At 54.0% G+C, this 25096-nt stretch carries 20 protein-coding genes; 10 read left to right on the top strand and 10 right to left on the bottom strand.

Going from position 1 to position 25096, the window contains the following annotated elements:
- From OXG87_00895 to OXG87_00870, 6 genes are all read right to left on the bottom strand, one after another.
- On the bottom strand, positions 1–102 hold a 102-nt coding region (locus OXG87_00895; GenBank protein MCY3868077.1), incomplete at its 3' end, for an arsenate reductase ArsC.
- Between the two features lie 17 nt (positions 103–119).
- On the bottom strand, positions 120–833 hold the full coding sequence (locus tag OXG87_00890; protein ID MCY3868076.1) for an MIP family channel protein: 714 nt from the start codon (positions 831–833) through the stop codon (positions 120–122).
- The gene (locus tag OXG87_00885; GenBank protein MCY3868075.1) at positions 830–2425 is read right to left on the bottom strand and encodes a tetratricopeptide repeat protein; all 1596 of its coding nucleotides are present in this window, start codon (positions 2423–2425) and stop codon (positions 830–832) included. Before OXG87_00885 ends, OXG87_00890 begins: the two co-directional genes overlap by 4 nt.
- 1 nt (position 2426) lies before the next feature.
- Entirely contained in the window at positions 2427–4214 is a 1788-nt protein-coding gene (locus tag OXG87_00880; protein MCY3868074.1) for a redoxin family protein, read from the bottom strand.
- Positions 4215–4219: 5 nt separating this feature from the next.
- Complete coding sequence (locus tag OXG87_00875) at positions 4220–4918, bottom strand: hypothetical protein (GenBank protein ID MCY3868073.1); 699 nt, start codon at positions 4916–4918, stop codon at positions 4220–4222.
- A gap of 67 nt (positions 4919–4985) precedes the next feature.
- Positions 4986–5786, bottom strand: a complete 801-nt coding sequence (locus tag OXG87_00870) for a choice-of-anchor D domain-containing protein (GenBank protein ID MCY3868072.1) — start codon at positions 5784–5786, stop codon at positions 4986–4988.
- A 30-nt stretch (positions 5787–5816) separates the two neighbouring features.
- Between OXG87_00870 and OXG87_00865 the strand changes: the two genes are divergently transcribed.
- Positions 5817–6131, top strand: coding sequence for a hypothetical protein (locus tag OXG87_00865; GenBank protein MCY3868071.1), 315 nt, complete (start codon positions 5817–5819; stop codon positions 6129–6131).
- On the opposite strand, the gene OXG87_00860 is transcribed toward OXG87_00865, so the two are convergent.
- Entirely contained in the window at positions 6108–6290 is a 183-nt protein-coding gene (locus tag OXG87_00860) for a hypothetical protein (GenBank protein MCY3868070.1), read from the bottom strand. The genes OXG87_00865 and OXG87_00860 overlap by 24 nt on opposite strands.
- Positions 6291–6481: 191 nt before the next feature.
- On the opposite strand from OXG87_00860, the gene OXG87_00855 reads away from it, so the two are divergent.
- From OXG87_00855 to OXG87_00815, 9 genes are all read left to right on the top strand, one after another.
- On the top strand, positions 6482–7585 hold the full coding sequence (locus tag OXG87_00855) for a tetratricopeptide repeat protein (GenBank protein MCY3868069.1): 1104 nt from the start codon (positions 6482–6484) through the stop codon (positions 7583–7585).
- Positions 7582–8592, top strand: coding sequence for a YcaO-like family protein (locus OXG87_00850; protein ID MCY3868068.1), 1011 nt, complete (start codon positions 7582–7584; stop codon positions 8590–8592). Before OXG87_00855 ends, OXG87_00850 begins: the two co-directional genes overlap by 4 nt.
- Before the next feature lie 11 nt (positions 8593–8603).
- A complete protein-coding gene (locus OXG87_00845; protein ID MCY3868067.1) occupies positions 8604–9449 on the top strand; it encodes an SUMF1/EgtB/PvdO family nonheme iron enzyme in 846 nt (281 codons plus the stop codon).
- Between the two features lie 92 nt (positions 9450–9541).
- Positions 9542–12301 carry an ammonia-forming cytochrome c nitrite reductase subunit c552 gene (locus tag OXG87_00840; GenBank protein MCY3868066.1) on the top strand — a complete coding sequence of 920 codons (2760 nt, stop codon included), beginning with the start codon at positions 9542–9544 and terminating at the stop codon, positions 12299–12301.
- Positions 12298–13494: a multiheme c-type cytochrome gene (locus OXG87_00835; protein MCY3868065.1), complete on the top strand. Its 1197-nt coding sequence runs from the start codon at positions 12298–12300 to the stop codon at positions 13492–13494. The genes OXG87_00840 and OXG87_00835 overlap by 4 nt, the downstream gene beginning before the upstream one ends.
- Positions 13495–13848: 354 nt before the next feature.
- Positions 13849–14622, top strand: a complete 774-nt coding sequence (locus tag OXG87_00830) for an outer membrane beta-barrel protein (GenBank protein ID MCY3868064.1) — start codon at positions 13849–13851, stop codon at positions 14620–14622.
- 15 nt (positions 14623–14637) lie between these two features.
- Positions 14638–17910: a TonB-dependent receptor gene (locus OXG87_00825; protein ID MCY3868063.1), complete on the top strand. Its 3273-nt coding sequence runs from the start codon at positions 14638–14640 to the stop codon at positions 17908–17910.
- A gap of 242 nt (positions 17911–18152) precedes the next feature.
- Positions 18153–20810, top strand: a complete 2658-nt coding sequence (locus OXG87_00820) for a hypothetical protein (GenBank protein MCY3868062.1) — start codon at positions 18153–18155, stop codon at positions 20808–20810.
- A gap of 30 nt (positions 20811–20840) precedes the next feature.
- Positions 20841–21857, top strand: coding sequence for a PorV/PorQ family protein (locus OXG87_00815; protein MCY3868061.1), 1017 nt, complete (start codon positions 20841–20843; stop codon positions 21855–21857).
- Positions 21858–21920: 63 nt separating this feature from the next.
- Here OXG87_00815 and OXG87_00810 read toward each other — a convergent pair whose 3' ends face one another.
- The 3 genes from OXG87_00810 to OXG87_00800 all read right to left on the bottom strand — a co-directional run.
- Complete coding sequence (locus tag OXG87_00810) at positions 21921–22865, bottom strand: mannonate dehydratase (protein MCY3868060.1); 945 nt, start codon at positions 22863–22865, stop codon at positions 21921–21923.
- Between the two features lie 19 nt (positions 22866–22884).
- On the bottom strand, positions 22885–23895 hold the full coding sequence (locus tag OXG87_00805) for a Gfo/Idh/MocA family oxidoreductase (GenBank protein MCY3868059.1): 1011 nt from the start codon (positions 23893–23895) through the stop codon (positions 22885–22887).
- A gap of 1 nt (position 23896) precedes the next feature.
- The coding region (locus OXG87_00800; GenBank protein ID MCY3868058.1) for a fucose isomerase at positions 23897–25096 on the bottom strand (1200 nt) is incomplete at its 5' end.

Here is a 25096-nt window from a genome sequence, read left to right as displayed (position 1 = left end):
GCTATAGGCGTCGTAGGTGCCATTGCTCAGATGGCTAAATAGTCCTTGCGCCATTTGGCTGCGGCAAGAGTTGCCCGTGCAGAGGATGAGTACGCGGTTCATGGGATGGCTTTCAGGGATTAACAACAGCCTTTGGCATCGGTGCCGGGGTCGGAATGACAGCGGATAAATTCGTAAAAAAACGCGCCTGCGGTTGCGCCGAGAATGGGACCGAGTACGTAAGCGGGAAAATGGGTCCAATCGCCAGCAGCCAGAGCGGGTCCAAGGCTGCGCGCCGGGTTCATGGAGGCACCACAGAGCGGACCGGCAAACATGGCTTCAAACCAGATGGTGCCGCCAATGGCAAGGCCAGCTGCCTGACCCGTGGCGCGGTAGTCTGTGGCAACGGCCATGATGACGACCATTAAAAAGAAGGTGAGCAAAAATTCCCAGATAAAAGCTGTGGCAAATAGGTTGTCCATCGGTTGTGTAACACCCAGGTTGAGGGTCTGCTGTGGGTGTTTTGCTTTCAGGATGGGTGTGAGGGTCCACAGGTGAATGCCGCTGGCGGCGATGGCTCCGAGGCATTGCGCTGCGATGTAGGGCAGGATTTCGCGTTTGGGAAAGTGGCGGGTGAAGGCAAAGGCAGTGGTGACGGCGGGGTTGAAGTGCGCGCCCGAGATGTGTCCGGTGGCGTAAACCATTGTCATGACGATGAGGCCAAAGGATGTTGCGATGCCCACATGGGTGATGGCACCTTCGGATAGCTGGTTGATGGCAATGGCCCCGCATCCGCCAAAGACGATGGCAAATGCGCCGATGAATTCGGCACTACATTTTTTCAGGAGGTTCATGGTGTCCATTTCTGGATGTCGGCGAGGATTTTTTCGGCATTCGGGTGATCGGGTTGCAGGCGCAACGCGGTTTGCAATTGCTGGACAGCGAGGTCAAAGCGCTGGTGCTCGGCGTGAAGATAGCCCAGGCGTATATGTGAGGGTACGTGGACAGGGCTGATGGCGATTGCGTGCATATATCCGTTAATTGCGCGTTCAGGTTCTCCTTTTTGGCGGGCGATCTCGGCCATTTGAAAATGCGGGCGGTGGTCGTCTGAGGTGAGTTCGGCGTATTTCTGAAAGGCTTCATAAGCGCTGTCTATCTGCGCGGTTGCGAGGTAGCTCAGGCCCAGGTGATAGCGCGGGATGACGTAATTGGGTTCGACTTCGATGGCTTTTGAAAAGGCTTTGATCGCCGCGTCATGGCGCTCAATCAGGTGGAGTATGGTGCCGAGGCGAAAATGGACGCGGGTGAATTGGGTGTTGTGCGTTGCGGCCTTTTGAAGGTGGTCAACGGCTTTTTCGTGATTTCCTTTGCGGTGTGCGATCATGCCGAGTTTGAAATGTGCATCGGCGAGTGTGGAATCGCGTTGCAGGGCTTGATGGTAGTATTTTGTGGCTTCGTCGATGCGGTCGAGTTCGTCATAAGCATTGGCCAATTCATAACAGGCTATGGGATCATCGGGATTGGTCTGGATGGCCTGGCGAAGCTGCGCGGTGATTGTTTCAAAGGTTTGGGCGTATTGATTGAAGAACATGCCAGATAGGGCTGCTTGAATATCGGGATTTATGGGTGACTGCTGGACGGCCTGTTCGAGTTCGCTCATGGCTTCTTCTGTGCGGTTCTGACTTTTGAGGATCAGGGCAAGGCGATAGCGCGCAGCAACGTGTTCAAGGTCGATTTTGAGGGCGTTGCGATAGGCATTTTCCGCTTCTGTTATTTTGTTGCGCGTTTCGTAGATGCGCCCGAGATAATAGTGGGGCATCGCGCTTTTGGAATCGCGTTGGACAGCGCGTTTTAGACCGCCTTCAGCCTGTGTGAGCAGAGCGTCGTCAATGGGAGATCGTCGCAGTGCCCGATACAGTGCCATCATGCTTTCGGTTGCGATGTGCAGGGCTTGTGCATCGTGAAACATGGGCATTTGCAGACGGGTTTTTTCATGGGGTGTCAGGGTCACGTTCAACTGATCTGGAATGGCGTAGAGCACGGGCAAGATGGCGTCGAGCGGTGCAGAGACGGATGCCTGTCCCGTAAAGGTTTCGATGACTTCGCCCGTGGTTGTATGAAGCATGTCGGTTTCGATTTGAATGCGCGATCCCACAATGTGATAACGCCCGCTTAAAATCAGGTGGATGTCCAATTTTTTTGCGAGATCAGAGGAGCTTACCGGCGTGTCTCCGAGTTTGTGGCGCAGATATTCTTCGTCAACAGCATATATTTTGGGTACATGGTAATAGGCGTTGATATATCCTTCGGAAATGGCTGCGGAAAGCCAATTCCACTGCGGGTCGCCCGTTGTGTTTTTATGTGGTAATACGGCGATGTTCCATTGGGCGTAGATGGGCGCGTGGATCAGGGTGATGAGGATGCTGAGTTTGAGGAGTTTTTTCATGTCATTTCTTATCCGTTGTCAAGTTTTCATCGTCGTGCGTGACATAGAGAAATGCGGTACACATTTCGTCGGTTGATTTTTCGCCCCATCGCACCAGCCTGGGGGGATTGTTGGGGTTTCGGGGGTTGTCGGCAGAGTTGTCGTAAAAGGCTTCGAGCGCGATGCGGGTGCCGCGCGGGAGTGCGATGGGTGCTTTGTACACGTAGGTTTCTTGCCAGTTGAAATCCCATGGTTTGACCCATATCAGGGGTTTTTGGGTTCCGTCGGGATAGGTCGCGGTTATTTTCATTTCCGTGCCGAGCAAGTGCATGTGGGGCAAGATGCCGAGCAGGTGCTGGTCGCGGGTGATGGTGATTGTGCCGGTTACTCTGTGTCGTCTGATGTTGGGGGGAATGAAGAGCAAACGGCTGTTGATGACTTCTTCGCGGAGCTGTTTTTGTACGGGTTTTTTGGCAAAGTAGATGCCCAGGCGAGAGTGGTCTTTTACGGCGCGACCAATTTTGTGATAGTGGATCTGGAGGATGATGTCGCTGTTGGGCGGTAAATCGCGGCCTATGCCATCCGGGAGTACAAAGGGGGTGTTGCCAGGCGCCCAGCCGCCCAGGGATTCGTAGATGGGTACGCCAATGCCGCCAAAGCAGGGATATCCAGGCGCAGGCGCGTTTTTCTGTTGCAGGCGCGCTTTGCCAGAGATGTCGATGTACACGCTGACGTGGTGGACGACTTCGCGTTCTCCGGGCAGCACTTCGATGGCCGATACGTAGTTGCCCGTTTCCCGTTTTGTGGGCAAGACAAAGCAGCGGTATTCGTCGCGGCCCGTGGCTTCGAGTGGATAGGGTGCTTCGGGTTCGAGGATCAGGTCGGGCGTGCCCAGGGTCCAGCTTTTTGAAAATGCGATGGGTTTGGGCTGGTCGGCGGGATTGCCCTTTGGCATGCCGCTGTTGACCCATTGCGCGAAGGTGTGGATTTCGGCGTCTGTGAGTCTGCGAGAATTTTTGAAGTTGCCGTGTTCGGGGCGCGCTTTCCAGGGGGGCATGATGCGGGCTTCGATGGAGTCGCGCATCTGATAGGCCCAGGCGAGTACTTCTGTGTAGTCAAAAAAGGGCACGCGCCCGATGCCGCCGGGGTGATGACAGTTCTGGCAGCGGTTTTGGAGCAGGGGCAGGATGTCGCGATAAAATGTTGGGGCGGAGGTGTTCGCTACAGTTGTTGGCCGGGGTGTGCGTCTAATTTCACAGCCAAAACTGGGGAGGCTGGTGTTGGCGATTTCCCGGTTGGCGAGCAGTGCATCAAGGGCGTCCCACAATCCGCGCGAGGTCGTGTCTTCGGGTATGCCCCAGCCGTTGTCGATTTCGCCCTTGTAGCACAGGCGGCGCTGGGCGTCAAAGAGAAAGGCGTGGGGTGTGTGTGTTGCGCCGAGATGATCGGCGAGTTTGTTGTGCGGATCGCGCAGGACAGTAAAGGGTACGGGGTTCTGGGCGTAGTGTTCTTTGATGTCTTTGTCTGTTTCGTTAAAATTGGCATTTACAGATATCAGGTGTACGCCTTTGGGGGCATACTGATCGTGTATTTGTGTCCGGTGTATGTCGTATTTGAGCGAGGCAGGGCAGACGACGGAGCTGAAGATGATGACGAGTGCGCGGTCCCGGGATAAGTCACTGAGGGTAACAGACGAGCCGTTGAGGTCGGCAAGGATAAAGTCATTGAGGGTGTCGCCGATTTGGAGGGGGGCTGCCCAGAGGCGAAGCGGGAGGACGAGAAAGAGTGCAATGACGAGGAGGTGTTTCATTGTGATCAGGTGTTGCGCTTGCGCAAGTAGTCGATGAGGAAGACCAGTGTGATTAGTCCAAAAAATCCGGCGATTGACAGGGCGATGTAGTGGCTTTCGTTCGGGAGTCGCCAGTATTGTATTATAACAAATATAAGGGCGGGGACAAAGAAGATGAATGCGCCCAACAATGCATATACCGATTGTGTGGCGGGTTCTATTTGAGGCGTATCGCGAGTTGTGGGTTGTTGTGGAGGTATGGTCGGAGGGGCTGTTTCGGGAGGTTTGACGCGGGCGAGCATTTCTATGACGCTTTTGCGATAGCTGTTGTCGGCAGCGGCATATACGCTCCAGAAGGCAGAGATTTCTTCGGCACCCGTGCGGGTAAATTTCTTTTCGAGTGCGCGTTTGCGCTCAAGAGAAAGTTCGGCGGGTGCTTTTTTTTGGTGTTTTTTAAGGTCGTCGAGAATATGCGTGAGGCTGGCGTCGTACCCGTGAATCCAGGGATAGGTGGCGTGTTGGAGCAATTTTTCATCGGGGTTTGTATCGCCAAATTCCTGGAGATATGCGTCGATGAGTTTTTTGCGCTCGATTTTAGACCCTGCACCGGGAAAGTGTTTTGTCCGCAATTTGCTGTCGCGTTGAAAGGGCAAATAGAGATGGTTGTGATCCGCTATTTCGAGGATGCGTTTGAATGCGTTGAGGAGTGTTTGGCGGTGGGACATGAGAAATAGTGCAGGATAGCCACAGGAGGTAGGGACAACCACGAGAGGTTGTCCCTATAGGTGGATTTTATCCGTTGACTGCTTTTCCAAAGCTTGCGACAAATATGAGAAAGTCGGGAAAGTCAACAGTGCCCGATTCGTCGAGATCAAAGGTTGTATTGGCCGTGCCAAAGGCTCCTACGAATAGGAGGAAGTCCGAAAAGTCAACGGTGAGCGAACCATCGAAGTCTGTGCGTGGATCAGCGGGGACGAAGATGACCGAACCGGTGATGGTCAGGCTGATTGAGGCTTTTTCCGGGTCGTCTGAGGTTATGTCGATGGTGCCGGTAATTGGACCTTCGGCTGTCGGATTGAGAGTTATGATGATGTCCTGAGATTGACCGGGTGGCACTGTGAGCGAGGTTTCGGAAAATGCAATGTCCGCAATGTTGGATTGGATGTCTGTGATGTTGAGTGGGCCTGTACCTGTATTTGTGATGGTAAATGTTGTTGTTGCGTCTCTGCCCATTTCGATTTCACCCAGGTTCAAATTTTCCTGAACCAGTGATATGGTCGGGAGTTGAGGCGCTTCGATGGTGAGGTTGGTAAAAGGAATCTCCAGAGTGCCAATACTTTGTTCGCCGTGTTGGAGGGTGATTTTTCCCGAAAACGTGCCGGCTTGTGTCGGTGTCAGGGTGATTTGTACGGTTTTGCTTTCACCGGGCGCTATGGTCAGTGTAGATGGCTCCATTGTGATGCCTTCGGGAGCCGAGTATCCGGTGATTTCGAGGGGTCCTGCACCGGTGTTTTCGATTTTAAATTCTACGGTTTTGGATTGCCCTACTTCAAGGGTTCTGCCAAAGTAGATCTCCGATGGGAAGAGGGAAATAACAGGCGTTTTGTTGAGTAGTGCATCGACTTGCGCGTTGACCAGGTCAGCAGAGCCAGTGGCGATTGCTGTGGTTCTGAGGCGCAGGATGCCGCCCTGGTCGATGACGAGGATGTCTTCGTTGCGGGTGCCGAGGGTCCTGGAGACGCCAGAGGCACTTGTGAGCAGGGGCGTCGTGACACTGGATCGCGTCAGATAGGATGTTGCCTGTGTGCGGTTGCCGTCGTATCTGTCGAGTGTGAGGATCTGTATGCCGGTTTTGTCTTTGTTGCGTTGGTGAACATCTTTTTCAAAGGCGGGACCCGCCCCTATGCAAGTTCCTCAGTTGTAGCCGACAAAGAATAGGACGGAGACCGTGTTGGTCGAATGACTGACGCCGTAAGACCTGCCATCGGTGGCTTGAAGTTGAAATTCGCCTACTTGTTCGCCTACTCTGGGCTGGGCAAAAGCTGTTGTGCATAAGCACAGAAATAGGGCGATAGAAAAAAATCGCAGGTGTTTCATGGTGTTCCTCCATAAGATGAGAAAGAAGATTGTTGATCGCTGATTGCTAATATACTAAATCGCACGCAAAATGTCACGGGGTTTGCGCTTGATTTTGGGGGTTGGTTTATCTACATTGTGTTTACGTTTTGAGTGTTTTGTGGTTCCCATTTTTTTCTTTTATGTCTCTATCTCTAAATGACTTTGAAGCTGTGGTTCAACGCGCAATCGCGCACCGCGATGACGGTGATTTAGAAGCGGCTGTTGCGGGTTTTGATGCGGCTGTTGCGGCGTGTGATCGCGATCCTGTTGTGTTTGTGCATCGGGGGATTGCTTATGGGCAATTGGGGCGATTTGATGCGGCGATTGCAGATTTTGATCGCGCAATCGCGCTGGCGCCAGACGATTCCTGGGTGTGGAGCAATCGCGCGATTGCCTGCGGGTTGATGGGGCAGTTTGATGCGGCGATAGATAGTTTTGGAAAAGCTGTTGCGCTCGATCCGGAAAATACGCAGGCTCTTGCGAGCCGGGGGGAGACCCTGCGCGAGATGGGGCGGTTTGAAGAGGCTTTGGGGGATCTCAATCGGGTTTTAGCGCTGGATGCAGATTATTTTGGCGCGCTGATCAGCCGCGGGCATGTGTTGATGCAGTTGGGGCACTTCGATGCAGCTGCGGTCGATTTTGACCGGGCGATTGCAGTGGGTAATGGGCATCCAGATGCGTTTGCCGGACGGGCGGAGATCTACCGTCAGGCTGATGAGGCTGAGGCCGCGATGGAGATGTTTGGGCAGGCACTCAAGGCGATGCCCAACCACCTGGGTGCGTTGATCGGGCGGGGCGAGGTGCTGCGAGAGATCGGCCAATTGGAGGCCGCGCTTTTGGATTTTGACCGCGCGCTCGTCGTTGCACCTGACGACCCGGATTTGTTGGCCGCGCGGGGTGATATGTTGCGGCAATTGGGGCGAGGTGCCGAAGCAATACGCGATTTTACACGGGCGCTGGAGATTTTTCCCGATCATCTGTGGGCGCTTATGGGGCGCGGCGTTGCATTGCGGATGGAAAATGATCCCGAGGCGTCGCTGGTCGATTTTGATCGGGCGGTGATGCTGGAGAACGGGGATGCGTGGATTTGGGCAAATCGCGGGGAGTCTCGACGGATGCTGGGGCAGTTTGAGGCAGCGGTTTCGGATTTTACACGGGCGTTGGATATCGATCCCGAAAATGGATGGGCACGAGAACTCCGCGCGGAGACTTTTCGGCAAATGGGACGATTTGCCGAGGCGGTTGAAGATCTGAATCGGGCACGGGCGCAATGAGCGAGTCGCATCATATCGTTATTGCCGATCGCACGGTTCCGTTTGAGGAGACCATTGAGCGGTTCGGGGAGGCGCTGTCCAAAAAGTGTCGGTTTCAAGCGCGTGCGCGGCGGTTTTACAATACGGTGTGGATCGCCGATTGTTATACGGACTACGTGCAGTCGGCGCTGTTTCGCAAATACGAAGGGCCTCTGATGGAGGGTATTGCGCTTCGCACGATGGGCAAAGGGCTTTCCAAACAGCAAGTGCTGGCCGGGGCGATGGCAGAGGCGGTCGAGCGTATTTCGTTTTTTGATGCGCTGGCGAGCGGGCGGGAGACTCCCATTTATGAGTTGACTTCTGATGTCGAGCTTGTGCCATCCAGTATGAAGGTGTCGGATGTGCCGCATTTGAACGATTCGGCAAATGGGGTCTCGGCGGGCAATACTGTGCTGGAGTGCGTGTTTCACGGTTTGCTGGAGATGCACGAGCACCTGGATGTGGGGAGGCATTTTTACTGGCCTGGATTGGAACACCGGCAATTTATCGATCCGAATTTGACGGGTTTTTCCCCTCGCGTCACAGAGAAGATGCTGGCTGTGGCTGTGCCGGGAGAAAATGAGAAGGTGACGACGGTTCACGCGGTGGTGTGTCCCAAAGATTTGGGACCTCTGGTGCGCACATGCACGCATCTGGATGGGCGCATGGCGTTGCAGCGAGCGTTTAATGAGACCGTTCAGAGTCACAAGACGCGGCTTGTATCTGATTTGCAGACTTTTGATGCCGAGATTGCGCTGTGGGATTTGCCCAATCATTTCACAGATGATTTGATAACCGATATTCAGGTGGTTTTGAGCGGTATGAATTCTTCGGTCTATGTGCAAGATTGGACAGATCCAGAGATGCAAATCCCAGTGTTGCGGCCTTTCAGTTTAGAGACCGCAGAACACGAGCGGGACCACGCGATGATCGAGACGTATGTGCATCGCATTATGGTGGATTCGGGCAATTATATTGTCTGGTCGTGATGGAGTGCATCATGATACCAAAAACGGTTTATCGATTCGGCGTTTTGGGTATTGCATTGATCATGGGCTGTAGCAAAGCGACCGATCCAGAATATGTGATTGAAGAATCTGTTGTGACGACGCCTGCTGGCACGGAGCATGTGCAAGTTTTTATTCCGGCCAGCACCTTTACGATGGGGTCGAGCGATGGGCCTTCAAATACGCGTCCACTGCACGAGGTGATGCTCGACGCTTTTTATATCGATAAATACGAGGTGACCAACGCACAGTATCTGGCTTATGTTGAAGCCACGGGAAGTGAAGAGCCGCAGTATTTTCGGATAGAGGGGTTTGACCAGCCCGATCAGCCGGCGGTGGGGGTTTTGTGGTCTCAAGCGCGAGATTATTGCCAATGGGCGGGTTTGCAATTGCCGAGTGAAGCGCAGTGGGAATTGACCGCTGCGGGTATAGATGGGCGCGTGTTTCCCTGGGGCAATGAGCCTGCGAGTGAATCGCTGTGCAATTTCAATTTCAGTTCGGGTCCCATGCCCGTGGGCAGCTATCCGAATGGTGCAAGTCCTTATGGCGCGATGGATATGGCGGGCAATGTGTGGGAGTGGACGCTGGATGAATACCAGCATACGTATTACGCAAATAGCCCCAGGCACAATCCGGTTAATTTAGAAAATTCAGGTATGGAAGATGGGCCAGATCGCACGTTGCGCGGTGGGAGTTGGTTTTCACCACAACCCAGTATCCGCGTGTTTGTGCGGAGTACGGTTTTGATTATGGAAGAGCAAGCTCTGGCGCGCGACGATTTTGATACCTATGAAATATTTGCCCATATTGGGTTTCGGTGTGCGCGGAGAGAGCCTTAAGTGCGACACTGCTATTGTCATCGCATTGGTGGCCGTTGCTCTTGTGGGGGTGACGGTTTACATTTTTTATTGGCGCATCAACAGGACGTGTTATGCGGTTTGGGATATTTCACATTTTATGGGTGATTCTGGTGTTTGCGTCGTGTAGCCGGGAACGCGAGGTGCCCAATTTGGTGCGCGCTTCTGAGCCGGGGTTTACGGGGCTGGAACGGTGCGCTGCCTGCCATACCGACAAGTATGCCGAGTGGCGGCAGAGTTTGCACAGTGTCGCTATGACTGTGCCGAGTGATTCGACGATTGTGGGCGATTTTGGCAATGTGTCCCATGTGTATGGCGGTGTGCGTTCGCGCATGTTTCGCAGAGGCGATGCGTATTATATGCAGACTGAGGATGAGGATGGGCGCGTGGGGACTTATCGCGTGGATTACGCGATTGGCAAGCGGCAGCATCAGGCTTATTTGACAGCTTTTCCCAATGGGCGATGGCAGGTGTTGCCTCTGTATCACGATGGCGCAACAAATGATTGGGTCGACGCACAGGAAGGGGGTGTGGTGGAACAGTCGCGGTCTCTGGCGAGAGAAGATTATTATTATTGGACGAATGCGGGACGCACCTGGAATTTTCACTGTTTTGATTGCCATGCCAGCCGGGTGCAAAAGCATTACGATGTGCCTACCCAGACTTATCGCACGACTGTGGGCAGTCTGAGTATTGATTGCGAGGCGTGCCATGGGCCGGCGGGCAAACACGACGAGACGCGCGGGCAAGTTGACGTCCCGATGCATTTGTTGGCATTGCGAAAGCTGGATAAGGAACGGTCTGTTGAGGTGTGTGCCCAGTGTCATGCGGCCAAGGAAATTGTGGCAACCGGGTATTTGCCAGGTGAGAACTTTTACGATTATTATTCTCTTGTATTGCCAGATGACGAGGCGATTTTTTATCCCGATGGACAGCCCCGGGTTTATTTGTATCCCGCGGCATTGCATTTGATGAGTGCGTGCTATGTTCAAGGCGAATTGATGTGTACGACGTGTCACGACGCGCACGGAACAGCGCGCGATGTCGATCTGGTAGCGAGTCGAAATGGCGTGGGGTTGTGCGAAACGTGTCATGAAGATGTCGCAGCCGATCCGGTCGCGCACGGGCATCACCGCGCGGGCAGTGTGGGCAATCAATGCGTGCAATGTCACATGCCGTATCACTATGTGACGGGGGAAAATTTGACGGATCATCGCATTGCATCTCCCGCGCCGGAGAATACGGTGGTGAATGGTGTGCCCAATGCGTGCAATCAGTGTCACGACGATAAGTCTCCGCAATGGGCTTCTGCGTGGGCAAAGCAGTGGTATGGCGATTATCAGCGCGAAATTGTGGCGCGCACAACGGCGATTGCGGATGGGCAAAGGGGGAATGGAGTGGCGCCGTTGATGCAGTTGGTAAACGATGGGCGTGAGAGTGCGGTGTGGCGTGCGACGGCTGCGTCTTTGCTGGGTGGTTTGGGGGATGCGCGTGCGGTGCCGGCGCTGGTTGAGGCGATGGATGACTCGCATGCGATGGTGCGGATGAAAGCGACGATTTCGCTGGGGCGTTTGGGCGATGTGCGCGGTCTGCCCGCGCTTTTGGATGCGTTGTCCGATTCGGCGCGCATTGTGCGGGTGCAAGCGCCGTTCGCGCTGATGGATATTGGCTATTTGCCGGATGGTTCTGCTGTGGGCGATGCGTTCCGCCGGGCACTTGAGGAGCATCGCGATGTGGTGTATGGCGTGCAGGGCGATGATCCGGGCTTTCACGAGAGTTTGGGACAGGTCTATGAAGCGCAGGGGCTTTTTGAAGATGCGAGGCGGGAATTTGAGATTGTTGCAAAGTTAGACCCCCGGCATCCGGAGACCGCGGCAGATCTGGTGCGATTGGCGCAAAAACAGAAGCGTTTTGAGCAGATGAGGGCATTGCTCAGGGAGAAGAGCGATTTGACTTCCCGGTTGCGCACAGGTGCATTGTTGTTGCATCATGGGCGCTATGCAGATGCCACTTTTGATGATGTGCGCGATGGTTCGCCCGTTTTGCATACTGCTGTGGGGGATGCGCTGTGGGGCAGTGGGGATCGCGCAGGTGCTATCGAAGCCTATCGCCGCGCGCTTGCAATTGCGTCGGGATACAAACCGGTGATTCGACAACTCGCGTTATTGGCGTTTTCGGCTGGGGATGGCGAGGTGCGCGATGATTATGAGTGGGACGAGATGCCGATAGGTGATTGGGTGGAAAAAGGGACGGCACACGCGCTGTCGGGCGATTGGGCATTGGCACGCGCGGCATACCGCAGGGCGTTGGAAATGGAGGATGCGGGTACGGGTTTATTTGGGTTGGGCAGGCAGGCGAGAGATGTGGGGGTTGCAAAATCGGATTCGGCTTTTGCCGTTGGACACCGCGTCTATGTGCAGGGTGCGCTGGCAGATGCGTTGCCCCATTTTGAAGTTGCGGTGAAATACCATGCCAACCGCGCTGATGTGTATGCTATGCAGGGGCTTATTCGGGCTGATTTGGGCGAGTTAGAGGTTGCGGAATCTCTTTTGGTGGATGCGTTGATTGTCGATCCTTTTTATGTGCCTGCGCTTACTATGCTGGGTACGGTTTTACAGGAGCGCGGCGATATAGAAGGTGCGCTGTCTGTGTATCGACAGGCGTGGGTGCTGGAGCCAGAAGCGCAGGGGTTGGAGTTGTTTATGGGGCAGGCTTATGCCATAGGCGGGCAGCGAGATAGTGCGGTTGCGATTTTGCGGCGCGTGATTGCGCGAGAGCCGGGCAATGTGCAGGTGCGCGATTTGTTGCGAGAATTGGAAGGGCGTGAATTGTGAAACGCTGGATGAAAATTGTTGGCGTTGGCGTACTGGCGTTGGCTTGCGTCTCTGGTGTGTTTTATGTGTTGCAGCCGGAAGAGGCGGTTCGGTTTGTTTCACATCCGGTTTTTTTGTGGCGCATCCAGAGTGACCAGTCGTGCGAAGGGTGTCATCGGAATATCGACCCGGGTATGGATAAACAGTGGCGCGAGAGTGCCCATTTTCGAGCCAATGTGGGGTGTGCGGATTGTCACGGCGAGAACCACGAGACGGTTTTTGCTGTTCGGGGACAGGTGTCGGCGGGTATGTGTGGCAAATGTCACGCAGAAGAGGTTGCGGCATTTGCAGAGAGCGGGCATGCCGATGCAGAATTGGCCGCGTTGTCGGATGCGCGTTTTTTGGCGCAGTCGCGCGCGATGCAAGAAGAGGGGTGTATGGGGTGCCACAGCATTGGTGCCCGGTTTGCCGATGGTAGCGTGGGGGGGTGCAACACCTGTCATCCGAGTCATGAATTCAGTGCGGCGCTTGCGCGAGAGCCAGAGGCATGTGCCGTTTGTCACGGCGGTCCGGATCATCCGGTGATGGAGGCGTATAAGACGAGTATTCACGGGGTTTTGTATTATGCGGATAGAGATGCGGAGAAGTCGCCGAGTTGCGTGACGTGCCACATGCCCGATGGCGATCACGGACATGTGGCAAATATCGGGTTGGGTGCGGTGTTTACGGGCGCAGTGCTCGAGGAGGATTTTTTGCCGCATCTGGCGATGAAGCGTTTGACAAAAGAGGAGTTTGAAGCGAATCGGAATGCGATGCTGCAGGTGTGTGCGCCCTGTCATTCCAATCGGTTTTCTCGCGAGAGTCTCGAGCGCGCAGATGCGATTAAGCGCGAGGCAGACGCGCTGGTTGCAGAATCTTATGCGGTGATTAAGGCGCTGTACGATGAAAAAATGCTGGATCCCATGCCCGAGGACCGTCCGGCCAATCCGGTGGTTGGGCACGCTTTTGAGCTGGGCGGACAGCAGTTGTACGAAAATACATCGGAGATTGAGCAGGCGTTTTTCAGGTTGTTCAAGTTTTATCACGCGACTACGTTTAAGGCGGCGTATCACCATTCGCCAGATTATACGCATTGGGAGGGTATCGTGCGGATGAAGATGGAGATGGATAAGATCCGCACAGAGGCAAGGCGGTTGCGGTTAGAGGTAAAATAACCACAGATTAACACGGGTGAACACAGGGGTGAGGAGCAAGGAATATTTCAAAGGTACTCGTCATCGCGGCATGGTTTTGAGCCGCGATCCAGTGTTTGCATTGTAAGTGAGCGCTAACCGATAAAAAATCATTTGCATAGCGCATAGTTTTTTTTTACATTAAATCGAATTTTTAGAAACATTTTTGAAACAAATTTTTAACCTGTTATGTCTTGATGGGTATTTTTGTGCTGTATGTTTCAGGTGTGATAACAAACAAAAGGAGGTGGTGTATAGCGTATAGATTTGTTTTGCGTTGCATAGTAAAGTTGTTAAGTCGTTCATTTTTCGCAGTTTGCGAAAGGAGGTAGTACTTTGAGATGGTATAAAGTTTTAGGTTTTGTCGTTGCCTGTGTACTGGCTTCGGCAAGCATGTCATCGGCGCAGGTTGCCGGCAAGTGGGGCCTGGGCGGGTTTGTTAGCTATACCAATCCCCTGTTCACCTTTGGTGAAAGGTTTGGCAGTGGTGTGGATAAATGGGGGCTTACTGCCAGTCGTGTGAGTAGCTCTCGCCTGACCGTTGAAGCCGAGTTTCACCACACTTATATGGATGGTGGCGCTCTGGAAACCGGTGAGTTTACCTGGTCTCCCAAGGCTCTGACAGCCAAACAATATAGCAGCAAAGATATCAACCCGAACAGTTCGCACACGAATCGCTTTAATAGTGTGCTATTGTCCGGGTTGTGGTTTTTTAATGCGGACCGTTCAATGAATGAGGGGAGTTTTTCGCCTTATATCGTTGCGGGTGGCGGTTTGTACGATCACAAGACCGTAGCAGAAAATATCGTTTGGCCCGGTCAGAGTCCGACCGATGCCAGCGGTGTAGATGCGACGAATGTGGATGCCCAGGGCGATATTTTGCCCCAGGTGGTGATTGATCGCCAGGAAGATACGCGCACGGCCGTGACCGCGGTTTTGGGGTTGGGGCTGGAAGCGCATGTGACACAGACGATCGCGCTGGATGTGCGTGCGCGGTATCATTTTATTCTCGGCGAACTCCGCCCTCGAGATGCGTGGGGCCTGGACAAAGCATTTCCGCTTCAGATGTTTGATCTGAGTGCCGGGTTCAAATTCTATTTCTGGGATTAAAGGAGGTAAAAATTGATGCAAAAGATACTTTCAATAGTTGTACTGTCCTTGCTTGTTAGCGTGGGTGTTTCACACGCCGCGACAACGGGAAAAGTGCAGGGTACAGTGCGCGACGCGCAGACGGGTGAGGTCTTGCCGGGTGCCAATGTGGTGATTGAAGGCACACAGCGCGGTGCGGTCACCGATCCCGATGGCTTTTTTGTCATTTTGCTCGTCGATCCCGGCACGTATGCGATGACGGCCTCGTTAGTGGGGTATGATGCACAGCGTCAGACCGACATCAGGGTTCAAACTGACTTGACGACGACGGTTGATTTCCAGATTCGAGAAGCAACTCTGGAATTGGGCGAAATCACGGTGATTGCCGAACGTCCGCCCGTTGAGCCAGATAAGACGACGAGTAAGTATATTATGAGTGCCGAGGATCTCGAAGCCGTACCCATCGTGCGCGATATGGGTGAGTTCATCGAGCTTCAGGCTGGTGTTTCAATCGATGCCGAAGGCGATGAGATTATGATCCGCGGCGGCGACCGCGACCATGTGGCATACATCGTGGATGGCGTTCGCATTTCAACGACCGACTCCTATGGTTCTCGCACGGGTATTGGACGAAGCCTGAACAAGAGTGCGGTTCAGGAACTCCAGGTGATCACGGGTGGTTACAACGCCGAGTATGGCAATGCCCAGGGCGGTGTGGTTTCGATGGTGACGCGCGATGGTGGTTCGTCATACAGCGGTATGCTGGACTATCGATTCACGCCTTCGGGACAGAAGCACTGGGGTGCGAATGTGTACGATTCGCCCATGCACCGGGGCAACAACAAGTGGGATAATCCCGACTGGGTTGCAGAGCAGATCGAGATTCCCGCTGACCTCGATGGCGATGGTTCCAATGATATCGTGCAGGCGCACAAGCGTCTGGACTACACGGGCAAAATGGGGCATCGCATCGATGCCAATATCGCGGGTCCTCTGAGTCAGGACGTGACATTTTTTGCCAGTACGGTCTGGCGCAAAGAGCCTGCGGCATTGTTGAGTGCCAATTTGACCACGCCCCGGAATACGCGCAATACGGCGAAGCTGACGTTTTCCGCATCTCCCAGCTTGAAGTTGCGAGCAGGGGGGATTTACAATAGCAGTGAAGGGACCTTTGGTGGCCCGAGCGATGGCGGCAGGTTGGATTTGCGCAACAGTGGAAAAAATATCTTTTTACACGTCGTAAATCCAACGGGTAACCTCGTTACCACAGATGCGTTGTTTTACGGTGCTGTGACGCATTCTCTGTCTCCCAAGACTTTTTACGAAGTGAATCTGGGCTATTCGACGACGGACCGCGACACCACGGGCTTTCATCGCCACTTTATCGTAGATGATAAACTGACGTCTTCCAGTGTGAAGGATGCGGCAGGGCACTACACGATTTACCGCGAAACGCACAACTGGAGCATGTATAGCTACAACCGGGTGAGCTTTAAGGCAGATCTTTCCAGCCAGGTGAACAAGCAGAACTTTGTGAAAGCCGGCGTGGAAGTGATTCGCTACAACAACTGGTATCAGCAGCGGTGGTCAGATGGTCCCACGCACCGTCGTCTGCGTTGGTTCTCCCAGAACTATACAGATACGGCATTCTGGCCCAGTGGAAACAATGTGGGCCTCAATCCCCTCGATTTTGGTGTCTATATTCAGGACAAGATCGAGTTTGAGGGGATGATTGTGAATGCGGGCATGAGGGGCGAGATTTTCTTCCCGAACACCTATATCAAAGACTCCGATGCCTGGTACGGTGCTAAGGCGCCCTGGAATGGCATGACGCGTTCTGCCTATATTCCCACAACCAAGGGACCCACGATCAAAGCAGTTCAGCCTCGCATTGGCGTGTCGCACCCGATTACGGAAAAGAGCCTCGTGCGCTTTTTCTATGGTCGGTTTGTGCAGCGCCCGCAATTCCACGAAATGTTCATGAACGAGTTCACGTCCAATGAGGCCGTGGATAGGGATCTGAATGGCAATGGTGCGATTGATCCCGGCGAACAGTTCAACGAGTTCAATGACTCTGGCTCGCGGCACGGCACTCCGTATTTGCCTCCCGAAGAAACCACTTCTTTTGAGGTGGGCCTGGACTGGAACTTTGTGGGTGATTACGTGCTCGGGCTGACGACTTATTACAAAGCGTCGGGCAATGAGATCAGAAGCGCCTCACAGCAGTGGATTGATCCAGGGGGCCATCAGTATGTGACGGGTGTTCAAGGCCATGGGCCGGGTAATTGGCGCGATGTTCGCGGTTTCGAGATCAATTTGCGGAAGAAATTCTCGAACATGTTCTCGTTCAATGTGGGCTACAACCTGCAGTGGGCAGACGGAGGTCGCAATAGCGCGCACCGCCGCGATGTATGGCCAGACTCTCAGTTCGTAGCCAGTGGTTACTACTTTAACACCTGGGATGTCGATCCCACGACAGGCGTAGAGACGCCCGTATCACTGCGTGAAAAAGCCCGTCGCGAAGGGTTACCCGAGGATCACTACGTCATCCAGTATGGAAGACAGGCGAATATTTATTTGCGGTCTCAACATACCCGAATATTGAATTTCGACGGCAGAGGTGGTGCGTGGTCGTGGATTCCGTGGTATTCGCACTATTCGGCAGAGGGCGCGCAGTTTGTCGCCAATGAAGCCCGCACGAGTCTGGGCCATTACGACGATGGAGACAGAGAATTCTGGGAACGCGCTGGCAACCATCCCGGCAATCCGGGAAGTGGCGAAGGCACGCTGTCAGTGGCGCACAACCAGGAATCTGGCGAGCGCGCTCCGCTGACCGCTGACCGCCGCAGTTTTGGTTCGATTACGTTCTTGTTTGCCACGCCAGCGAACTACGGTCCTTTTGGTGGCAAAGCCTTAGGCAATATTCGTTCCAATCTGGTGTATTATCTTTACGCGGGTAACAGGTTCACGTATAGCACGGGTGGTATTCAGGGATTCCGACAGGGTCCCCTCCATACGCGTGCAGACTTCAATGCCGAGAAGGTATTTGGCAATATGTCGGGCGTGAACATAACCGTGGCTGTGGAGATCTACAATTTGTTCAACCAGAAGGACTGGCGCCAGAATAGCCTTGGTGGGGTTCCGGAAGATTGGGATTCCGATCGCTATCAGAAGTATGGTATCATGGGCTTAGAGCCTACCAATGTCGATATTGTTGCGTTGAATCTGGCAGCGCCGGAAATCAACGATATCGGTAACTATTGGGATTCTCCGCGTGAGATGGAATTCAGCTTGCGCATTAAGTGGTAGATTGCGGAAGGGCGCGGTTTTGCGCGCCCTTCTAAAAAAACCGGGAACTTTTAATCCCAATTATTGGTTTATATTGTACTATAAAACTAAGGATTTTGAGTGGTGTGCAGGGGCGCCTGCACACCACCGGCTTCACGCAGAAAGGAGGGATGATACATATTTTCGCTTGAAGTCGCCGGGGAAACGCAGTAGATCGCAAGTAGTAGAGATGTCATCAATCACTCCATAGAGGAGCAGTATCCATGTCCAAAAAGCTCTGGTTTTACGCTTCCGGATTTTTCGCCGGAGTTGGCATGTGCCTGGCGGGTCTGGTCACACAGGCTCAGGCTCAATGGCCCGGCAATGCCAGAATCTCGATGTCCCGGGGTCAGATCGGTCACACGCTCCACAACCCGGGCATGACGGGAAAAAAAGACAACGAGACAAAGCTGGCACAGTCTTCGTTTTCGTATCCTCAGGGCCGCAATATCAAGGTGTATTCGGGCGGTTCTGAGCGCGAGGGCTGGAATGCCAAGTCAAATACAGGTGGTGAAGGCTTCTGGGTGCTTTCCAATACGGGAGGCAGCCCACACGGTACGTATGCAGGTCCGCGTGTTACGTCTTCAGACCTGATTGGTCGCCCCCACGATATGACGCAGATGCCCGAAGCCTATGTAGGTGTTGTAGAAAACGGCACCTGGGCAATGGCGATTCGCAGAGATAGTGGTGCAGATGCGCCCAATATCGCGGGATCAACAGTCCATGACCGCAGAACCAACTGGTGGCCCGCAGCCCACGGTATTTCCAATGCATCGCCTGGGACGAATAGGGCTGTTGTGGTGTGGAACTTCCGTTTTGGTCGCTACAATAGCAATGTGCCTTTTGCCAGTCGCATTGGTTCTGGAGAATTGCCGCAATACAGCGCGCCTTCGTGGGTAGAGTCGCTGTCCGAAGATGATTTTCCCGAGTTGATCGGTATTCAAGAAGGCGGTTCTTCTACCACGGGTCTGGAATGGACGCGCAAGTGGTTTTCAACGGCGCATCCAGCTCACGATGAGTATTTTGTCGTTGACAACGAAGTGGTGAACAATTCGGGTTCGACCGCCGAAGGTGTGTATATCACCTTTGCCAACCGTTTCCACGCGGGTCAGGCATCTGGCTGGCGGCAGACTTCGTGGAATCACCCGCGCGACTACACGCGCGATGATTATTATCGCAATACATTGGCAGCCAATTATCTCAACGGCGTCAGCCGTGGGGATTACACCTCTGCGCTTGGCAGATCTGCTGGTTTGCAGCGGGGTGTCGATCTTGCCAATGCGGGTCATTTTATGACGTATTACCACGATGGGGACTCCGATCATATTTCCAATCTGATCAATGATATAGGCGATCCCTATCGCTATGCTATCGCCCGCGAGCGCTATACCCGCGAGCAGACCTGGGTGCGCGAGGGCATGATTCAGCACGGTCAGTATTTTGGCCTGGGCACTGTGGATGCCTTCCCGCCGTTTATGCGCTATGGCGGCGTGGATGATGGGATGTATGTGGCACCACACGACAATCCGGCCACAGGGCACGATGAGAGCATGCAGCAGCCTGCTTCTGTGCTCTTCCACGGCTATCGCTCAAAGAATGACTTTGACTATCCCTCGCCAGACCGTGCAGGCGATGGTCAGATTTACGACGCAGTAGCCAATGGCGGTTATACCGCTGAAAATGAAACCCCCGGGCATTACACGACGCTGGTGTCTTATGGTCCTTACACGCTGGCACCGGGTGAGAAGGCCAAAGTGGTGATCGCCTATGTGGCGGGATTAGCAGCAGATCACGCCAAGTATGACGATTACAGGAAGTATGCCATGCCCTTTAACATGGGCTGGATGAACCACTACGGTGGCAGGGGGTCTGAACCTACGAAGTTGGCGGATCGCCAGCCGGAGATTCCCCTCGGTGAAGATGTACTGTTCGATCACTTTGAGAATGCCATTCAGTGGTATAATTGGGGTTATGATCTTCCCAACCAGCCGCCCAATACCAAGGTGGCGTGGGATTCCAACCTGCAGGGTAAGACGCAGATTCGGTGGAGTGTCTTTGGCGAAGAAGCAATGGATCCAGATTATTCTGGCGCCGAGGCACAGGATTTGCGCGGATATCGCATCTATCGCTCCAATGTGGAATATCAGGGCGAGTGGGAGTATGTAGCCGAGTTTTCTTTCGAGGATGCGCGTGCGGGCAATTTGCCCACGGGTGTCTCGTATGATCCTTCTCGTACGTGGACAACGGTTAAGAGCGGTTCCTGGCCAACGGGTATTCCACTTACAACCAATCAGTACGTTGATGCTGGTGAACATGGCAATCTCAATCCGGCTGCTGGTCCCGAAATACCGGGCACGTATCTGTTTGACGATCAGGGCACGAACGCTGGTTTTCCCAACTGGTATAGTGTGCGTATGTATGACTCTGGTCACGCTGACTGGGCATATCACACGAGCGTGCCAGTCCTGGAAGCCTCGCAGAGCACATCGTTAGGTTCTGTGTATGGTTCTCGCGCGGGCATTGTTCCCGTGGTTCCGGGTGCAGCGGTGTTTGATCGCCTCGAAGAGCAGGTTCGCGTGGTTCCCAATCCGTATAAGGTGGATAGCGATTTGCATACGTACAACCGTCAGCAGAATATGCGGTTTACGAATCTGCCGGGTCGCTGCCAGATCGACCTTTACGATGTGACGGGTCAGAGAGTCTGGACCTTCTACAATCATGATCCTCTGAGGGGCGAAGTGACGTATATCCAGCTTGCGGAGAATCGTCCGTCTAACTTTGGTGAGGCGATGTTCCCGGGTATTTACTTCTGGAAGGTTACGTCTCTGATGCCGGGTTCAGAAGGCAAAACGCAAACTGGCACTTTTGTGATCATCAAGTAAGGCGCAAGGCCAATAGAAAGGAGAAAGACAATGTTGAAGAAAGCACTGCTTTTCGGTCTGGCTGTTGTCCTTGCCCTGCCGATGTATGCACAGGCTCAGGAAGAGCGGCCGACCCAGGCTTCGTTAGGACCTTTTCCAGTAGATAGGACGCGCGTCCCCCCGGAAACGGATCTGATTAAGTATGCGCGTGTGACGACCACGTCTTATGGTTTCTTGAAGCTGACGGGCAATGCGCGCTCAGCAGGTATGGGCGATGCGTATACGTCTGTTGGCAATGATCTGTCGGCAGTCTTTTACAATCCCGCTGGTGCAACACAGATCGAGCGTTACGCGCTGACAGCTTCTTATCTGAAGTGGATTGTGGGGTCCTCAATGGGCACGTTTGCCATTGGTGCCAAGACGAATGTGGCGACCCTTGCAGTCAACTTTGCGTATTTTACCACAGATGAATTTGAAGAGACCACCTCTTCTCAACCTGGTGGCACGGGACGTATGGCCACAGCGGGCGATATGGCTGTTGGGTTGACCATTGCCAAGCAGGTGACGGATAAGTTGAGTGTGGGTGGTAATCTGCGCTGGGTTCAGGAAGACCTGGATTTGCAGTCGTATTCGTCTTATGACATAGATTTTGGTACGCTCTTTTACACGGGTTTCTATTCCACGCGTCTGGGTATGTCGATGCGCAACCTGGGCGGCGACCAGGACGTGATTGGTCAGAAAGCGCGTTTCCCGATGGTGTTCAATCTGTCGGGTGCTGCTGAAGTCTATGGGAATCTGGGCGATCCGCTGTCGCTCACGATAGCAGTTGAACAGATGTTCTTCACGGATTCGGTGAACCGGTATCACTTTGGCGCGGAAGCATGGGTACAGAACATGCTGGCGTTGCGTGGTGGCTATAAGATCGGTTATGATTCCGAGTCTTGGACAGTGGGTGCAGGCTTGCGCCAGAAGTTGGGCGACCAGAGTGTGGGTGTGGATGTTTCGTATTCAAGGGCCGAGGCACTTGATGAATATCCCATTCGCGTCTCTGTTGGCGTCGGCTTTTAAGAAGCTTCTCCCACCAGATACACCAAAGGCTGCGGTCGAAAGATCGCAGCCTTTTTTTATTGATTAGTCTGTTCCATGTATTAGCCCGCGCATATAACCGACTGCATAGAGCCGTCCGAGGAAGTTGTAGCCTCCTATATCCTCCTGGTCTATCGCAAAGGTGGGCGTGTGGTCGGGGCGAACGACGCCCTTAAATCCAATTGCTTTGTACGCGCGAATGGCTTCTGCCATGTCGGTGTCGCCGTCGTCGTGAAAGGATTCGGAGAAGGTGGGTACCTGGCCGTGAAGGTCGCGGAAGTGGGCAAAGTGGATGTGGTCTTTGAAGTGGTGGATGGTGGCTGGAATATCGGCACCCATGGCTTTGAAGTTGCCCTGGCAATAGGTGATGCCATTGTATTCGCTGGGGATAAAAGAGATGACGCGATCATAGGCTTCGGGGCTGGTGATGATGCGGGCAACGCCGCGAATGGGCGAGAGCGGGGGGTCGTCGGGGTGAAGGCCCTGTTTGACGCCGGCTTCTTCGGCAACGGGTATTACTCTTTTGAGGAAGTATTCGAGGTTTTCCCAGAGGCGTTCTTCGGTGATGTCGCCATAGTCTGTGATGGGTGGCGCGTCTTCCATGTCGCTGTGATCGTAGGTACTGGTCAGGGCATTGCCGCGCGTGCGGGTGGTCATCGAGGTGCGCATCCAGTTAAAGACAGTCATCCAGTTATAGCACATTACGGGTATGCCCGCTGCGCCGAGGTTGCGAATGGTCTGGCAATAGTTGTCGATCTCACTGTCGCGGGCTTCAAGGCCCAGTTTGATATTGTCCGAGATGGGAACAGATTCGACCACAGACCAGCGCAGTCCCTGGTCTTCTATGCGTTTTTTGTGGCGCAAGATGGCGAGATAATCCCAGACGGGGCCAGCATTGGGTAAGACCGTTACGACGTCTTCCACGCCCATTTGAAGCGCGGTTTGAAGGTTTTCATTGATGAATGGTCGGATGACGAGCGCGATTCTCATAGCATTATGTCCTTTTTTGTTAGCCTATGGTGATTGTTTTTCCGGTTTGTGCTGCCTCATAAGCGGCGTTGATAATTTTTACGGTGGCCACGGCGTCTTCGGGGGTGGCACTTTCACAGGTGTTGTTGAGGATGTCGTCTATGAAGATTTTGTGGTGCAGGTGGCCTTTGGGGTGTTGTTCGAGGTGGGGTTGAATCCAGTCGCCTTTGTGGCCCTGGGTGTAAACGAAGGTTGCGGGTGCAATGGGATGTTTGATGAACATCGAGCCTTCATCGCCGTAGTGTTCGGCATAATAGGCTCCTGCGCCACCGCGTTGGGTCCAGTGCATTTCAAAGGTGACGAGGGTGCCGCCAGACATTTCGAAATTCATGATAGCTACGGTTTCATTGGGGCGGTTGATGGTGGGGTCTATCGGCAGGTTTGCATTGGTGAGATAGGGGTCCATCATGGCCTGTACTTTGACGACGTCTTGTTCGGTGAGATACCGGATGACGTCTATGCCGTGTGTACCGATGTCGAGGACGCCGCCCCACAAGCGGACGGCGTTGTCGTAGCGGCTGCCGATGCAGTTGCGATGGCGCACCATTTCAAGTCGGCCGATTTTGCCTTCTTTCAGGATTTGACGCGCGCCCTGGGTATGTGGAAAGTAGCGATGCATGAAGCTGCAGACGAGGCGATTGCCCGTGTGTCTGGCTGTCCGGGCGAGAAACTCGGCGTCTTCATTTGTCAGTGCAAAGGGCTTTTGCGTGAAGACGTGTTTGCCCGCTTCGAGGGCTGCGGGAATGATTTCGGTGCGTGTATTCACGCGGGTGAGGAGCATGATGGCGTGAATGTCGTCGCGGTCTAAGATACGACGGTAATCGGTGTACGCATCGCGAAAACCGAACTGTTTCTGTGCTTTTAATCTGAGTGATTCGTCGAGGTCTGCAACGGCGACGAGTTCGGCATTTGGGAGTGCGTGTACAGGGGGTAAATGGTAGTTGCGGGCGATATTGCCCACGCCGATAACGCCAATACGAACACGGTTCATTTTAATCCACCAATCCGTTATTTGTGCCACACAGATGAACTTTGACGCCCAATGCTTGCATCATGGCGATTTTTACGGCCAGCGCGTCGTTGGCGGCCTGTGCTGATTGGGCATAGGCGACCTGGATGTGGTTGGCTTTGTGGCGCGCCATCATCTGGTCGCGGGAGATGCCGTAGGTGACGGCGTGCATAATGGGCCACTGCGGGGTGGTGGCACGCCAGCGTCGGTCGGTTTCCGGTTGTGGGAGTTCGACGACGCCACCGCGGCCAATGTCCATGTGCAGTTCGTCATTTTGAACAAAGATGCGGCTCCAGACGATTTCGCCGGGTTTGCTCACGCCTTTACAGGTGCCGCCGCCGAGTGGGAAATACATGTTGGGCTGGCGTTCGGAAGAGGTGCCTTTGTACCCGTCGATATAATGTGCAGGCGGTGCGCCGCCAGAGATGAGGAAGACCCATACGTAGTCGTCAATGCCATTTTTCCGGTAGTGTTCGCCCCAGCGCAGGTCGTGCAAGGTGTTTTCGGGTGGCTGCCCCAGTGCTTTCCAGATGCGGTTGGAGATCAGGCCGTCGAGGCCCGCGCATTCATCGACTTCGTTGAAATGCGGGAGTGCCTCACCTTCGTAGAGGACCTGGCCATTGGCGCGCGCTTTGACCGGGGGGCGATCTACGTTGTTGAGAATGCCTTCGACCAGATCAGATGCCGGGCACAGGTCTTTGAGGCCCTGTTGATACTGAATGCCAATGGTAGCGCAACCAAAATCATCGGCTATGCGTAAGGCGGCAATGTACATTTTGCATTGCATAGCGATCTGGTCGTCGGTGAGTTCATCCGTTGCATTTTTGCCGGTGACAAAGGTGAGGCCCTTGCCCTCGAGCCAGGCGCGAACAGCACTGGCTTCTGCATCTGTGGTGTTTTGCATTTCTGCCCAGAGAGCCGATTGTGAGAGGCGTTCTTTGAAGACGCCTGTGGGGTTGAGCAAGTGGTCGGGGATGATGGCGTTAAACATGCCCATGCAGCCTTCGTCAAAGACGCCCATAATGGCTTTTTCGCGCTGGAGTTGTTCGGCCAGCGCCTGTCCGAGTTGAGCCTCGGCTTCGGGCAGGCGAAAGGTGTTGGCGTCGCGCACATGGGAGGTGTCGTGGGTGACGCTGCCGCTGGTGAGCCATTCGCGCAGGCCGCGTTTAAAGAAGTCGTCGGT

This window comes from Gemmatimonadota bacterium, from assembly GCA_026706845.1.
GTDB lineage: Bacteria > Latescibacterota > UBA2968 > UBA2968 > UBA2968 > VXRD01.
Note: the sequence above shows the minus strand (reverse complement) of the source record. Positions and strands in the feature narration are given on the sequence as shown.

Coding starts and splice junctions, on each gene's coding strand:
- OXG87_00890 (MCY3868076.1), bottom strand. CDS start 833: ATGAACCTCCTGAAAAAATGTAGTGCCGAATTCATCGGCGCATTTGCC.
- OXG87_00885 (MCY3868075.1), bottom strand. CDS start 2,425: ATGAAAAAACTCCTCAAACTCAGCATCCTCATCACCCTGATCCACGCG.
- OXG87_00880 (MCY3868074.1), bottom strand. CDS start 4,214: ATGAAACACCTCCTCGTCATTGCACTCTTTCTCGTCCTCCCGCTTCGC.
- OXG87_00875 (MCY3868073.1), bottom strand. CDS start 4,918: ATGTCCCACCGCCAAACACTCCTCAACGCATTCAAACGCATCCTCGAA.
- OXG87_00860 (MCY3868070.1), bottom strand. CDS start 6,290: ATGAAACACCTGCGATTTTTTTCTATCGCCCTATTTCTGTGCTTATGC.
- OXG87_00850 (MCY3868068.1), top strand. CDS start 7,582: ATGAGCGAGTCGCATCATATCGTTATTGCCGATCGCACGGTTCCGTTT.
- OXG87_00845 (MCY3868067.1), top strand. CDS start 8,604: ATGATACCAAAAACGGTTTATCGATTCGGCGTTTTGGGTATTGCATTG.
- OXG87_00840 (MCY3868066.1), top strand. CDS start 9,542: ATGCGGTTTGGGATATTTCACATTTTATGGGTGATTCTGGTGTTTGCG.
- OXG87_00825 (MCY3868063.1), top strand. CDS start 14,638: ATGCAAAAGATACTTTCAATAGTTGTACTGTCCTTGCTTGTTAGCGTG.
- OXG87_00820 (MCY3868062.1), top strand. CDS start 18,153: ATGTCCAAAAAGCTCTGGTTTTACGCTTCCGGATTTTTCGCCGGAGTT.
- OXG87_00815 (MCY3868061.1), top strand. CDS start 20,841: ATGTTGAAGAAAGCACTGCTTTTCGGTCTGGCTGTTGTCCTTGCCCTG.
- OXG87_00810 (MCY3868060.1), bottom strand. CDS start 22,865: ATGAGAATCGCGCTCGTCATCCGACCATTCATCAATGAAAACCTTCAA.
- OXG87_00805 (MCY3868059.1), bottom strand. CDS start 23,895: ATGAACCGTGTTCGTATTGGCGTTATCGGCGTGGGCAATATCGCCCGC.